Here is a 13,803-nt window from a genome sequence, read left to right on the forward strand (position 1 = left end):
TGGCGTTGCTTGTTCAGGCACGCGTGGCCGGCCATCCCGGCAGGCCCGCGAGTTCGATGAATGCGGCTGCTTGCGCAGCCGAAGGGTTGTCCAGGCGCGGCACGCGTCCCAGCAGGGGTGCCGGCATGCGTTGTTCCAGCGCGCTGATGTTCTCGTCGACGAAGCGCATGTCGGGGTCGACCAGGTTGGCGACCCAGCCGGCCAGCACCAGGCCGCGCGAGATGATCGCTTCGGCGGTGAGCAGGGCGTGGCTGATGCAGCCCAGGCGCATGCCGACCACCATAACCACCGGCAGGTTCAGCTGTACCGCCAGGCCGGCGCTGTCGAAATCGTCGGAAAACGGCACGCAGAAGCCGCCCACGCCTTCGACCACGGTGGCGTCGGACGCACCCAGGATCTCGGCATAGGCGGTCAGGATCGTCACCGGCTCGATGGTCACGCCTTCCAGTGCGGCCGCGATGTGCGGTGCGCACGGCTCGCGCAGCATGAAGGGCGTGGTGATGCGCTGCGGCAGGTTGACGTTGCCGGCGGCGCGCAGCATGGCGGCGTCCTCGTTGTGCAGCTCGCCGTCGCGCTCGTCGGCCCCGGCGGCGATCGGCTTCATGCCGCAGGCACGCACGCCCGTCTGCACCAGTTTATGGAGAATCGCGCTGGAGACCAGCGTCTTGCCGATCTCGGTGTCGGTGCCGGTGACGAAGCAGGCGAAGCGGGTTGGCACGCCTTCCGCCGCCAGCGCGGCCGGCACGGCGGCAGGCACTGCAGCGGCGGTGGTGACGGCAGGTTCGGCAAGGCCGGTTTCCTGCGCGGGTGCGCCCGGTTGTTCGGGGTCGTTGAGCATCATGCGGATGTCCTTTCCAGTTCCAGCTCCAGGTTGTTGAGCGCAGCGGCAAGCTGCGCGACATCTTGACGGGTGTGCGCCGCGGACAAGGTCACGCGCAGGCGCGCCGTGCCCGGCGCCACGGTCGGCGGACGGATCGCCGGCACCCACAGGCCCTGCTCGTGCAGGCGCGCGGCCGCGCGCAGGGCGTCGTCGTTGGCGCCGATGACGATCGGCTGGATCGCGGTGGGCGAGGGCGGGCGCTGCCAGCGCGCCAGGCGCAATTCGCTGTCCAGTTGCGCGATCAGGCTGCTCAAATGCGCACGCCGTTCGCGGCCTTCGGCGCCTTCGATGATGTCGAGGCTGGCCAGCAGCGCATGCGCCAGCGCCGGCGGCGCCGCCGTCGTGTAGATATAAGGGCGGGCGCGCTGCACCAGCAGTTCGATCACCGACCGGTGCGCCGCCACGAAGGCGCCGCCGACGCCGGCTGCCTTGCCCAGGGTGCCGACGTAGACCAGGTTGGGCGAACGCAGGTCGAAATGCTCGAGCGCGCCGCGGCCGTTGTGTCCCAGCACGCCGAAGCCGTGCGCATCGTCGACGACAAGCCAGGCGCCGTGGCGCTCGCACAGGGCCAGCAGTGCCGGCAGCGGGGCCAGGTCGCCGTCCATGCTGAACACGCTGTCGGTGACGACGATTTTCGTCGACGCCTGGCTCGCAAGCAGCTTGGCTTCCAGCGCTTGCACGTCGCCATGCGGATACACGGTGACGCCGGCGCGGGCCAGGCGCGCGCCGTCGATCAGCGAGGCGTGGTTCAGCGCCTCCGAAAAAATCATCGCATCGGCATCAAGACCGAGCGCGGTGAGGGTGGCCAGGTTGGCCATGTAGCCGGTACAGAAGTACAGCGCCCCGGCGTCCACCAGGTGCGGCGCCTCGAAGGCGGCCAGGCGCTCTTCCAGCAGCGCGTGCGCGCGGCTGTGGCCGGACACCAGGTGAGAGGCGCCGCTGCCGGCGCCGTACAGCGCGGCCCCTTCGCGCAGCGCCGCCACCACCCGCGGATGCGCGGCCAGGCCCAGGTAATCGTTGCTGCAAAAAGCCAGCATTGGGCGGCCGTCGACGGTCTGACGCGGCGCGCACGGGGTGTCGGCGGTACGCCGCTTGCGTGTCAGGCTTTGCGCGGCCAGCGCATCCAGCCTGGTTTGCACGTGTGCGATCAAATCCATGCCGTCAGCTCGCGATCACCGATTCGAACACCTTGCGGGTGCGCGCGGCCAGGCCGACGATCTCTTCCTCGTTCAGCACATACGGCGGCATCAGGTAGACGGTGCGGCCGATCGGGCGCAGCAGCAGTTCGTTCTCGACCGCGCTGGTGAAGAATCGGCGCGAGAAGGTCGATGCGCGCGCGCTGTCCGGCTCGACCGCGTCGAAGGCCAGGATCATGCCGCGCTGGCGGAAGTTGGTGACGCGCTCGTGGTCGAGCAGCGGCGCCAGTTCCAGCATCAGGCGGGTCGCGGTTTCGCGGTTCCTGGCCAGCACGTCGTCTTCCTGGAAGATCTGCAGCGTGGCCAGCGCCGCGCGGCAGGCCAGCGCGTTGCCGGTGTAGGAGTGCGAATGCAGGAAGCCGCGCGTGATGTCTTCGCTGTAGAAGGCTTCGTAGATTTTATCCGTGCTGAGCACCAGCGACAGCGGCAGGTAGCCGCCGCTGATGCCCTTCGACAGGCACAGGAAGTCGGGCCAGATGGCGGCCTGTTCGCAGGCAAAGAAAGTGCCGGTGCGGCCGCAGCCGACCGCGATCTCGTCGGCGATCAGGTGCACATGGTAGCGGTCGCACAGCTCGCGCAGGCGTTGCAGGTAGAGCGGATCGTGCATCGCCATGCCGGTGGCGCACTGTACCAGCGGCTCGACGATGATGGCGGCGATGGTATCGCCCTTTTCCGCGAACAGCGCTTCGACATCCTTGACCGCGCGCAGCGCCACGTCCTGGGCCGACTCGCCATCGACCGCGTTGCGCGCATCCGGCGAGGCCACGGTGCGCGCCGCGCGCAGCAGCGGACCGTAGGCATCCTTGAACAGGGCGACGTCGGTCACGGCCAGCGCGCCGATGGTCTCGCCGTGGTAGGACCCCTGCAGGCAGACGAATTCCTGCTTCTTGGCGTAGCCGGCGTTGCGCCAGTAGTGGAAACTCATCTTGAGCGCGATCTCGACCGCCGAGGCACCGTCGGACGCATAGAAGGCGTGGCCGAGCGCGTGCCCGGTGAGGGCGGCCAGCCGCTCGGACAGTTCGACCACCGGCTCGTGGGTAAAGCCGGCCAGCATCGCGTGCTCCAGCGTGTCCAGCTGGTCTTTCAAGGCCGCGTTGATGCGCGGGTTGGCGTGGCCGAACAAATTGACCCACCACGAGCTGATGCCGTCCAGGTAGCGCTTGCCCTCGTGGTCATACAGCCACGGTCCCTTGCCGTGATGGACGGCGATCAGCGGCACCTCTTCGTGGTGCTGCATTTGCGTGCATGGATGCCAGACGCTGCGCAGGCTGCGGGCGATCCAGTCGGAGGACGTGGTCTGATTCAAGATGATTCCTAACTAACTAAACGATATAAACTGATTGTACTAAGTCAGCCATGACGGCTTGCGTTTTTCCAGGAAGGCCGCGACGCCTTCGCGTCCTTCATCGGACGCGCGGATGGCGGCGATGCGGCCGGCGGTGTCGGCCAGCAGCACGTCGTCGATCGGCAGGCCGGCGATGTCGCGCACCAGGGCTTTCGCTTCGCGCACCGCGTTCGGGCTGTTGCCGACCAGGGCCTTTACGATCTCGCCGACCTTGGCGTCCAGCTGGGCGGCCGGCACCACCTCGTGCGCCAGGCCGAGGCGGTGCGCTTCGCGCGCGTCGAAGCGTTCGGCGCTGAGGAAGTAGCGGCGCGCGGCTTGGTCGCCCATCGCCTTGATCACGTAGGGAGAAATCGTGGCCGGGATCAGGCCCAGCTTCACTTCCGACAGGCAGAAGCTGACGCCTTCCGCCACCACCACGATGTCGCAGGCTGCCACCAGGCCCATGCCGCCGGCGTAGCAGTCGCCCTGCACCCTGGCCACCACCGGCTTCGGGCTGTAGTAGATGGTGCGCAGCATGTCGGCCAGGCGCAGCGCGTCGGCTTCGTTCTCGGCCGCGGAGTAGCCGGCCATCTTCTTCATCCAGTTCAGGTCGGCGCCGGCGCAAAAGGCGGGGCCGTTGGCGGCCAGCACGATGGCGCGCACGTCCTTGTCCTGGCTGGCTTCGTCGAAGGCCATGGTCAGGTCGGTGATCGCATTCTCGTTGAAGGCATTGCGCAGCTGCGGGCGGTTCAGCGTGATGGTCGCGACCCTGTCGGCGACGGTAATCTCGAGGGTTTCATAGGTGTCCATGTCTTCTCCTCCATTACATCCGGAACACGCCGAACTTCGTGTCTTCGATCGGCGCATTCAGCGCGGCGGACAGGCCCAGGCCCAGCACCATGCGCGTGTCGGCCGGATCGATCACGCCATCGTCCCACAGGCGCGCACTGGCGTAGTAGGGGTGGCCCTGGTGTTCGTACTGGTCCTTGATCGGCTGCTTGAACGCGGCTTCCTCATCCGCGGACCACTGGCCGCCCTTGGCTTCGATGCCGTCGCGCTTGACCGTCGCCAGCACCGAGGCCGCCTGGTCGCCGCCCATCACCGAGATGCGCGCATTCGGCCACATCCACAGGAAGCGCGGCGAAAAGGCGCGGCCGCACATGCCGTAATTGCCGGCGCCGAAGGAGCCGCCGATGATCACGGTAAATTTCGGCACCGAGGCCGTCGCCACCGCCGTCACCATCTTGGCGCCGTTGCGGGCGATGCCCTCGTTCTCGTACTTGCGGCCGACCATGAAGCCGGTGATATTTTGCAGGAACACCAGCGGGATCTTGCGCTGGCAGCACAGCTCGATGAAGTGGCTGCCCTTCAGCGCCGATTCCGAGAACAGGATGCCGTTGTTGGCGATGATGCCGACCTTCATGCCGAAGATATGGGCGAAGCCGCATACCAGCGTGGTGCCGTATCGCGCCTTGAATTCGTCGAATTCGCTGCCGTCGACGATGCGGGCGATGACCTCGCGCACGTCGAAAGGCTTGCGGGTATCGACCGGAATCACGCCGTACAGTTCTTCAGCCGCGTATTTGGGTTCGACGGACTCGCGCAGCGCGCCCTGCAGCGGTTTCACGCGGTTCAGGTTCGACACGATGGTGCGCGCCAGCGACAGCGCGTGGGTGTCGTTCTGCGCCAGGTGGTCGGCCACGCCGGACAAGCGGGTGTGGACGTCGCCGCCGCCCAGGTCTTCGGCGGTCACGACCTCGCCGGTGGCCGCCTTGACCAGCGGCGGGCCGCCCAGGAAGATCGTGCCCTGTTCCTTGACGATGATCGATTCGTCGCTCATCGCCGGCACGTAGGCGCCGCCGGCCGTGCAGGACCCCATCACCACCGCGATCTGCGGGATGCACTTGGCGGACAGGTTCGCCTGGTTATAGAAGATGCGGCCGAAATGGTCGCGGTCGGGGAAGACCTCGTCCTGGTTCGGCAGGTTGGCGCCGCCCGAGTCGACCAGGTAGATGCACGGTAAATTGTTCTGCTCGGCGATTTCCTGGGCGCGCAGGTGCTTTTTGACCGTCATCGGGTAATAGGTACCGCCCTTGACGGTGGCATCGTTGCAGACAATCACGCATTCCTGCCCGCTCACCCTGCCGATGCCGGTGATGATGCCGGCGCTGGGCGCGGCGCCGTCGTACATGGCATACGCCGCCAGCTGGGAAAACTCGAGGAAGGGTGTGCCCGGATCGAGCAGCATCTGCACCCGGTCGCGCGGCAGCAGCTTGCCGCGCGCAACGTGTTTTGCACTGGCCGCTTCGCCGCCGCCCTGGGCGATGGCCGCGACCCTGGCGCGCAAGTCGTCGACCACGGCGTGCATGGCGGCGGCGTTGGCTTTGAAATCCTCGCCGCGCGGGTTGAGTTGACTTTCGATCTGGGGCATTGCGTCTCCTGCGTTTTTATTCGGGGAAACTGCCGTCCAGGTAGAACCAACGCATCTTGCCCTTGAGCTCAGGGTCCGGCTCGCGCACGAAGTTGCTGATTTCGTGCAGGCGCTGGGCGCGGCCGTTCCCCGCCAATTTGAAGCGGGCGACGAATTCGACGGTGTCCTGGTCTGGATTGTCCGGCAGGTCTGCTTTACGTTGACGTAAACGTAAAGCAGATTTTATCTCAAGTCCGAGCCATTGAATCTTTTCATTTTTGTCGATGATCGGTTCGGAAGGCCGGGTGCTCGGATGCCAGGTGGCACGCAGGTAGTCTTCCTGCTGCATCGTGTAGGCGGTGTAGCGGGAACGCATCAGGGCTTCGGCCGTCGGCGGCAGTTCGGCGCCGGCAATATAGGGGCCGCAGCAGCGCAGGATTGGCGAGCCGCTGCCGCAAGGGCAGGATGGAGTGGGAGCGCGGGTGGACATGGCGGCAATTATCCGCCATTTCGTGTGCCTGAGTCAGGCATAAAGGGTTTTCAGAATCGGGAAGATGGGGCCATCTTGGGTGGAGTTGGTGCAACTTCGGCTAAAGATTGCTGAACATAAATAAAACGGTCGACAATTGCATTGCAAAAATTCGGGATACCGATGCTAAGACAGGGTCAGGCCGTCCAACGCGATCGGCGGTTCGTGTCCGCGCATCAGGTCCGTCAGCAGGCTGGCCGTGCCACAGGCGAAGGTGAATCCGAGCGGGCCGTGGCCGACGTTCAGCCACAGATTCGCATACGGCGTCGGCCCGACGATCGGTGCCGAGTTGGGCGTCGCCGGCCGCAGCCCGGCCCAGGGCGTGACGCTGGCGTAGTCGGCCGCGCGCGGCATGGTCGCGCGCACCTGACGCGTCAGCGAGGCCAGGCGGCGCGCGTCCAGGCGCAGGTCTTCGCCGACCATGTCGACCATCGCCGCCACCCGCAACTGGTCGCCGATGCGCGCGTACAGCACTTTGCGCTCGAAATCGGTGACGCTGATCTGCGGTGCGACGTCGCCGGAGCGGATCGGCGCACTCAGGCTGTAGCCCTTGAGCGGATACAGCGGCAGCGCGATGCCGGCCGTCAGCGCCAGCGTGCGGCTCTGCATGCCGGCCGCCAGCACGTAGGCGTCGGCCGCCAGCCGGCCGGCGCTGGTATCCAGGCCCGTCACGCGGCCGCGGTCGGTCACGAGGCGCGCCGCCTGGCCCTGGATGAACCCCCCGAAACGCGGATGCGCCCGCACGCGCTCGGCCAGCGCCACGCAAAAGGCGTAACAGTCGGCCACCGCTTCGCCACTGTTATAAATACCGCCGGCCAGGCGATCCCCGACCGCCGCCAGCGCCGGTTCATGCGCGACGCACTCGGCCGCGCTCCAGATCTGGCGCGTGGCGGCACCGTCCGCCCTGGCGGTGGCGGCCTCGAATACCTTGCGGCTGCGGTACACCACCAGCTTGCCGGCATCGCGCCACCCGAATTCGGCCGGCGGGACGACCGGCGCCAGCTGCGCCATGCCGCGCCGCGACAGTTCGCCCAGCTGCAGCAGTTTTTGCGTGGTCCTGCGGTTGGCGTCGGCCCGGCAATTGGCGAGGAAGGCGGCCAGCCAGCGCCACTGGTGCGGATCGGCCTGCAGGCGCAGGCGCAGCGGACCGTGTTCCTGGAACAGCCAGCGCAGGGCCTTCAGCGGCACCCCGGCATCGGCCAGCGGCGACACGTAGCGGTAGCTCAGCTGGCCGCCATTGGCGTAGCTGGTGCCGCTGCCCACCTGCGCCGCGCGTTCCAGCAGCGTGACCCGGTAGCCTGCCTCGAGCAGCCACCAGGCCGAGGTCAGGCCGACGACGCCGGCGCCGATCACGATGATTTGTTGCATCAGGCCACACGATTGATCATTGAGATGACCCGCAAGCTTAAGGGGCCGGCAGCCGGCTCGGCCAATGAATGTAGCGACGCCGGGCATAACCGGCGTTCATGTTTGACGTGCGGACGGCTCCCTGTCGCGGCAGTAGGTATCATGCAGGCAGGGACACGGACTCTGCGCACCCTGTCATGACAGCCGCTCCGCATAACTTTTTGGCATGAGCGCGACCGATCCTTTCATGACAGGCTGTCGTGCCTTGCCATTACACTGGTCATATCGATAACGTCGTCACGCACCATCACGGATTGATTGCACTGCGATGCTGAATACCGAAACACCTGCCGCCCAACACGCGTCCCTCGATCAATACCCGACCGTCGAACTGGTGAACGTGCTGGTCGACGACCAGTTCCGGGCCGTCGAGGCGGTGCGCGCCGCCGGGCCGCGCCTCGCCGCCGCCGTCACCGCCGCGCTGCCGCGCATGCAAGCGGGCGGGCGCCTGGTCTACGTCGGCGCCGGCACCTCGGGCCGGCTGGGCGTGCTGGACAGCGTGGAACTGTACCCCACCTTTTCCTGGCCGCGCGAACGCGCCGAGGCGCTGCTGGCCGGCGGCAGGGAAGCGATGTTCGTCGCCGTCGAGGGTGCGGAAGACGACAGCGGGCAGGGGGCCGACGATATCGGCCGGATCGGGGTGGGCAGCAAGGATGTGGTGCTCCTGATCGCGGCTTCGGGCAGCACGCCCTACGTGCTCGGCGCCCTGCGCGCGGCACGCACGGCCGGGGCGCTGACGATCGGCTTCGCCAACAATCCGGACGCCCCGGTCGCCCGCGAAGCGGAAATCGGCGTCACCCTCGACACCGGCCCGGAAGCCATCTCCGGCAGCACCCGTCTGAAAGCCGGCACCTCGCAAAAGATCGCCCTGAACACCTTTTCGAGCGCTTTGATGGTGCGTTTGAACAAGGTTTATGGCAACCTGATGGTAGACTTGAAGGCGACCAACGCCAAGCTGGTGCGGCGCGCGATCCGCCTGACGACCTTCGCCACCGGCGCCGGCGAGGACGAGGCGCGCGCGGTGCTGGAACAGTGCGGCTTCCAGGTCAAGGTCGCGATCGTGGCCTTGTCCAAGAATATCCCGGTCGAGCAGGCGCGTGCCTTGCTGGAGACGACGGGCGGCAGCGTGCGCGCCTCCCTGGCCAACTGAGTTGCCGCCCCAGTCGCCTCCAAGGCGCGTGGTCCCCGCCCGGCCACGAAAGAATTATGCAAACTTCGCAAGCAAAGAACCCGTGGCTGTGGGTGCCCTCGCTCTACTTCGGCCAGGCGATTCCCTACATCGTCGCCAATAACCTGTCCGTCGTGATGTACAAGGACATGGGCGTGTCCAACGCCGACATCGCCTTGTATACCAGCCTGCTGTATCTACCCTGGGTGATCAAGCCGCTGTGGTCGCCGCTGGTCGACCTGAAAGGCACCAAGCGCGGCTGGACCGTCTCGCTACAGCTGGTGCTGGCCGCCGCACTCGGCGCGGTCGGGGCGACGCTGCACCTGCCTGCCTATTTCATGGTCAGCCTGGCGGTGATGTGGGTCATGGCCTTCGCCTCGGCCACCCACGACATCTCGGCCGACGGCTTTTATATGCTCGGCCTGCGCCAGCAGCAGCAGGCATCGATGGTCGGCGTGCGCTCCACCTTCTACCGCCTGGCGACGCTGGCCGGGCAGGGACCGCTGGTGGTGCTGGCCGGGGTGCTGGCGGTGTCGCTGGGCGACGTGCGCCAGGCCTGGGCCATCGTCTTCTTCGTGCTGGCCGGCCTGTTCTTCGCCTTCTTCGCCTGGCACCAGAAGATCCTGCCGCGTCCGGACCTGGACCACCAGGCGCCCGCAGGCGGCAATGTCCTTGAAGGCTTCGGCAAGACCTTCGCCACCTTCTTCGCCAAGCGCGACATCTGGCTGATCCTCGGTTTTATATTGACCTTCCGCCTGGGCGAGGCCCAGCTGCTGAAACTGATCGCGCCTTTCCTGAAGGACCCGCTGGACAAGGGCGGCCTCGGCCTGAGCACCGTGCAGTACGGCCTGGCCTATGGCACCATCGGCATCGTCGCGCTGACCATCGGCGGCCTGTGCGGCGGTTGGCTGATTTCGCGCTGGGGGCTGAAGCGCTGCCTGTGGCTGATGGTGTTCGCCGTGCACCTGCCGGACCTGGTGTTCGTCTACCTGTCACAGGTGCAGCCGCAGAACTTCGGCGTGATCTGCGGCTTCCTGGCGATCGAGCAGTTCGGCTACGGCTTCGGCTTCACCGCGATGATGATGTACATGATCATGGTGGCCGACGGCCCCTATAAAACCGCGCATTACGCGATCTGCACCGGCCTGATGGCGCTGGGGATGATGGTGCCGGGGATGTGGAGCGGGAAGCTGCAGGAAATGATCGGCTACCAGCATTTCTTCGTGTGGACCTGTCTGGCGACGATCCCGGCGTTTATCATGGCGGCGCTGGTGAAAATCGATCCGGAATTCGGCAAAAAGTAAGCGCTAAAAAGTAAGTCAATACGAGGTGGTTTTGGAACTCGATCAGAAACAAAAACAACGACGTGCGTTCGCACTGGCCGGCGTGGCCGGTGCGATGGCGATGAGTGGCCTGTTCTCGGCCTGTACCAGTACGCAGCCGGGCATCGCGCCGGTGGTGACCGGCGGCACCGGCGGCGATGTGCCGCCGCCCGCACCGCGCGAATTCCGCGCCGCCTGGGTCTCGACGGTCGCCAACATCGACTGGCCCAGCAAGCCGAACCTGAACGCGGAAAAACAGCAGGCCGAGGCCATCGCCATCCTGGACCGCGCCAAGGCACTCAACCTGAATGCGATCGTGCTGCAGGTAAGGCCGTCGGCCGATGCCATCTACCCGTCGAAGCTGGAGCCGTGGTCGGAATATCTCACCGGACTGCAGGGCCAGGCGCCGCAGCCGTGGTACGACCCCCTGAAATTCTGGATCACGCAGGCGCACGCGCGCGGCCTCGAGCTGCACGCCTGGTTCAATCCCTACCGCGCCCGCAACAACGGCGCGCGCTCGCCGGCGGCGCCGAACCACATCACCCGCACCAACCCGGCCGCGGTGAAAAGCTACGGTAAATACCTGTGGATGGATCCGGGCGAGGACAGCGCGGTCAAGCAGACGCTGGACGTGGTGCTGGACGTGGTGCGCCGCTACGACATCGACGGCGTCCACATCGACGATTATTTTTATCCGTACCCGATCGAAGCGCCCGGCGCCAGCGGCGCCGAGAGCCTGGCGCTGGAAGGCAAGGCCGGCAAGGGCGAGCTGGACTTCCCGGACGGTCCGTCCTTCCAGCGCTACGTCAGCGGCGGCGGCAGGCTGGACCGCGCCGGCTGGCGGCGCCAGAACGTCAATAAACTGATCGAGGCACTGAACGAAGAAATCCACCGCGAAAAGAGCTGGGTGCGCTTCGGCATCAGCCCGTTCGGCATCGGCCGCCCGGACCGCCGCCCGCATGGCATCAACGGTTTTTCGCAGTACGACAAGCTGTACGCGGATGTCGAGACCTGGCTGCAAAACGGCTGGCTCGATTACTTCACGCCGCAGCTGTACTGGGCGATCCGCCAGCCGGGCCAGGCCTACGGCACGCTGCTCGACTACTGGGTCACCCAGAACACCCGCGGCCGCCACCTGTGGCCGGGCCTGTTCACCAGCCGCATCGGCGCGGCCAGCAAGGAATACCTGCCGCAGGAAATCATCGAACAGATCGGCGTGACGCGCACGCGCCCGGCCGCTTCCGGCCACGTTCACTTCAGCATGGTCGCGCTGATGCAGAACCGCAAGGGCATCGGCGACCAGTTGCGCACCGGCTGCTATTCGTCGCCGGCGCTGGTGCCGGCCACGCCCTGGCTCGGCAGAACCACACCGGGCACGCCCTCGGTCGCGGCCGTGCGCAAGGGCAATGGCGTGCTGCTGAAGCTGGCCGCCGGCAGCGCCAACGCGACCTATGCGATCTGGTCGCGCCATGGCGGCCGCTGGCAATTCGCGGTGGCGCCGGCGTCGCGCGTGGACTGGACGGTGCCGGACGACGTCAAGCTGGGCCCGGCCGATGCGGTGGTGGTCAGCGCGGTCGACCGCCTCGGCAACGAGAGCGCGCGCGTGCAGGCCTGGCGCAAGGCATAAGCAATACATAACCATCCTCATTCATGCGCGGTGGATCGGCGCGACGGCGTACACTTCGCTTTGATCATGATTCATTCACAACACGCACCGGAGTCCGGGTTGGCTGCCGAGTTCGGCCTCGGCATCGACGCCGGCGGCACCGAGACGCGCTGGGCGCTCGCCGCTCCCGGCGGCGCCATCGTGGCCGAAGGCAGCGTGGATGGCCTGTCCGCGCTGCAGATGGGCAGCCAGGCCGGGCGCGATGCTGTGCATGCGACCTTCGCCCGGCTGGCGGTGGCGGTATTGCCGCACGGCGCGCCGGCGCGCGTGTGGGCCGGCCTTACCGGTTTCGGCGGCGACAGCGAACTGCTGCAACGCTGGCTGGCCGAGCTGCTGCACCTGGCGCCGGCGGCCATCCACTTCTGCAGCGACATCGAGATCGCCTACCGCGCCAGTTTCGATCCCGGCCAAGGCTACCTGGTGTACGCCGGCACCGGCTCGATCGGCGCCTTCATCGACACCGATGGCCAGTTCCACCGGGCCGGCGGCCGCGGCGTGGTGCTGGACGATGGCGGCGGCGGCTTCTGGATCGCGCGCGAAGCCATGCGCCACATCTGGCGCAACGAGGACGAGCGTCCCGGCGCCTGGCGCACCTCGCCGATGGCACAGGCGGTATTCGATTACGTCGGCGGCGCCGACTGGGCATACTCGCGCCAGTTCATCTACGGCCAGGAGCGCGGCGCCGTCGGCAAGCTGGCGCTGGCCGTGGCCGCCAGCGCAGACCGGGATCCGGTCGCGGCCGGGATCCTGCGCGAAGCCGGCCGCGAACTGGCGCGCCTGGCCCGGGCCCTGGCCGAGCGCTTCGGCCCGCGTCCGGTGGCGCTGTCCGGGCGCGCGGCCGGGCTGCATCCGCTCATCCTCGAGGCCATGCGCGCAGACCTGGCGCCGGATACGGTACTGACCCAAGCCACAGCCGGCGCCCACCATGCGGCCGCGCGCCTGGCACTGACCCCAATTAACAACAATACGAACCCACCATGAAGACTCTCGTTGCCACCTTGCTGCTTGCTCTGCTGGCCGGCTGCGCCACGCCACCGTCCGGCCCGCAATACGACCGCAGCTACACCGCCAAGGGCCAGGCCAGCCGTGCGCGTTTCCTGGTGCTGCACTACACCGTGGGCGACCGCGCCTCTTCGCTCACCACGCTGACCCAGCAGGAAGTCAGCGCGCATTACCTGGTTACCGACGATCCGGTCCCGCACATTTATAACCTGGTCGACGAAAAGAACGCTGCCTGGCATGCGGGCAACTCGAGCTGGAAGAACTTCACGCAGCTGAACAACAGCTCGATCGGCATCGAGATCGTCAACCCGGGCTGGAAGGACACCCCGGGCGGCCGCGTCTACACGCCGTTCGCGCAGTCGCAGATCGACGCCCTGATCCCGCTGGTGCGCGACATCGTCACGCGCCACCACATCGCGCCGGAAAACGTGCTCGGCCACAGCGACATCGCGCCGCTGCGCAAGCAGGACCCGGGTCCGATGTTCCCGTGGCGCCAGCTGGCCGCCGCCGGCCTGGTCGCCTGGCCGGACGCCAACCGCGTGGCCGCGCTGACGCCGATCTTCCAGTTGCAGCTGCCTGACGTCGCCTGGTACCAGAAGAAGTTGGCGGCCTGGGGCTACGGCCTGGTCCAGTCCGGCAACCTGGACGAGCAAACCCGCACCGTGCTGTCCGCCTTCCAGATGAAATACCGTCCAACCAACATCGACGGCTTGCCGGACCTGGAAACGGCGGTGCTGCTGGAAGCGCTGACCAATCCGCGCGGCGCGCTGCCGCAGCCGTTCCCGGCGCCGGCGCCGCACTATCAGTACCAGCCGGTGCAGTCGCAGTATCAGCCGGCGCAGCCGCAGCCGCAGTATCAGCCGGTACAGCCGCAGGCGCCGGCCACGCAGCCGCAGCCC

The 13,803-nt window shown here is 67.1% G+C and carries 11 protein-coding genes and 1 pseudogene; 5 read left to right on the forward strand and 7 right to left on the reverse strand.

Annotation, left to right across the window (positions count from 1 at the left end):
* Positions 1 to 13: 13 nt before the first annotated feature.
* From bioD to FBX97_RS22140, 7 genes are all read right to left on the reverse strand, one after another.
* A complete protein-coding gene (gene bioD, locus FBX97_RS22110) occupies positions 14 to 841 on the reverse strand; it encodes a dethiobiotin synthase (RefSeq protein WP_255517584.1) in 828 nt (275 codons plus the stop codon).
* Positions 838 to 2,037 (reverse strand): 8-amino-7-oxononanoate synthase, encoded by a 1,200-nt coding sequence (bioF, locus tag FBX97_RS22115; protein ID WP_141836635.1) that lies wholly within the window; start codon positions 2,035 to 2,037, stop codon positions 838 to 840. The genes bioD and bioF overlap by 4 nt, the downstream gene beginning before the upstream one ends.
* 4 nt (positions 2,038 to 2,041) lie before the next feature.
* The gene (gene bioA, locus FBX97_RS22120; RefSeq protein ID WP_141836637.1) at positions 2,042 to 3,382 is read right to left on the reverse strand and encodes an adenosylmethionine--8-amino-7-oxononanoate transaminase; all 1,341 of its coding nucleotides are present in this window, start codon (positions 3,380 to 3,382) and stop codon (positions 2,042 to 2,044) included.
* Between the two features lie 39 nt (positions 3,383 to 3,421).
* Positions 3,422 to 4,210, reverse strand: coding sequence for an enoyl-CoA hydratase/isomerase family protein (locus tag FBX97_RS22125; RefSeq protein ID WP_141836639.1), 789 nt, complete (start codon positions 4,208 to 4,210; stop codon positions 3,422 to 3,424).
* A 13-nt stretch (positions 4,211 to 4,223) separates the two neighbouring features.
* Entirely contained in the window at positions 4,224 to 5,831 is a 1,608-nt protein-coding gene (locus FBX97_RS22130) for a carboxyl transferase domain-containing protein (RefSeq protein ID WP_141836641.1), read from the reverse strand.
* A gap of 16 nt (positions 5,832 to 5,847) precedes the next feature.
* Positions 5,848 to 6,300, reverse strand: coding sequence for a YchJ family protein (locus FBX97_RS22135; protein ID WP_141836643.1), 453 nt, complete (start codon positions 6,298 to 6,300; stop codon positions 5,848 to 5,850).
* Positions 6,301 to 6,465: 165 nt separating this feature from the next.
* Positions 6,466 to 7,707 carry a D-amino acid dehydrogenase gene (locus FBX97_RS22140; RefSeq protein WP_141836645.1) on the reverse strand — a complete coding sequence of 414 codons (1,242 nt, stop codon included), beginning with the start codon at positions 7,705 to 7,707 and terminating at the stop codon, positions 6,466 to 6,468.
* Positions 7,708 to 8,014: 307 nt separating this feature from the next.
* Between FBX97_RS22140 and murQ the strand changes: the two genes are divergently transcribed.
* The 5 genes and pseudogenes from murQ to FBX97_RS22165 form a co-directional block, all read left to right on the forward strand.
* Positions 8,015 to 8,896 (forward strand): N-acetylmuramic acid 6-phosphate etherase, encoded by an 882-nt coding sequence (gene murQ / locus FBX97_RS22145; RefSeq protein ID WP_141836647.1) that lies wholly within the window; start codon positions 8,015 to 8,017, stop codon positions 8,894 to 8,896.
* 56 nt (positions 8,897 to 8,952) lie between these two features.
* The gene (locus FBX97_RS22150) at positions 8,953 to 10,218 is read left to right on the forward strand and encodes an MFS transporter (protein ID WP_141836649.1); all 1,266 of its coding nucleotides are present in this window, start codon (positions 8,953 to 8,955) and stop codon (positions 10,216 to 10,218) included.
* Positions 10,219 to 10,312: 94 nt separating this feature from the next.
* Positions 10,313 to 11,863 (forward strand): glycoside hydrolase family 10 protein, encoded by a 1,551-nt coding sequence (locus FBX97_RS22155; protein WP_141837128.1) that lies wholly within the window; start codon positions 10,313 to 10,315, stop codon positions 11,861 to 11,863.
* 66 nt (positions 11,864 to 11,929) lie between these two features.
* Complete coding sequence (locus tag FBX97_RS22160) at positions 11,930 to 12,883, forward strand: N-acetylglucosamine kinase (protein ID WP_141836651.1); 954 nt, start codon at positions 11,930 to 11,932, stop codon at positions 12,881 to 12,883.
* Positions 12,880 to 13,653 (forward strand): annotated as a pseudogene (locus FBX97_RS22165) (N-acetylmuramoyl-L-alanine amidase); the annotation flags it as partial. The gene FBX97_RS22160 and the pseudogene FBX97_RS22165, both read left to right, overlap by 4 nt.
* Positions 13,654 to 13,803 lie beyond the last annotated feature (150 nt).

The sequence above is a fragment of the Herbaspirillum sp. SJZ107 genome, from assembly GCF_006715485.1.
GTDB lineage: Bacteria > Pseudomonadota > Gammaproteobacteria > Burkholderiales > Burkholderiaceae_D > Telluria.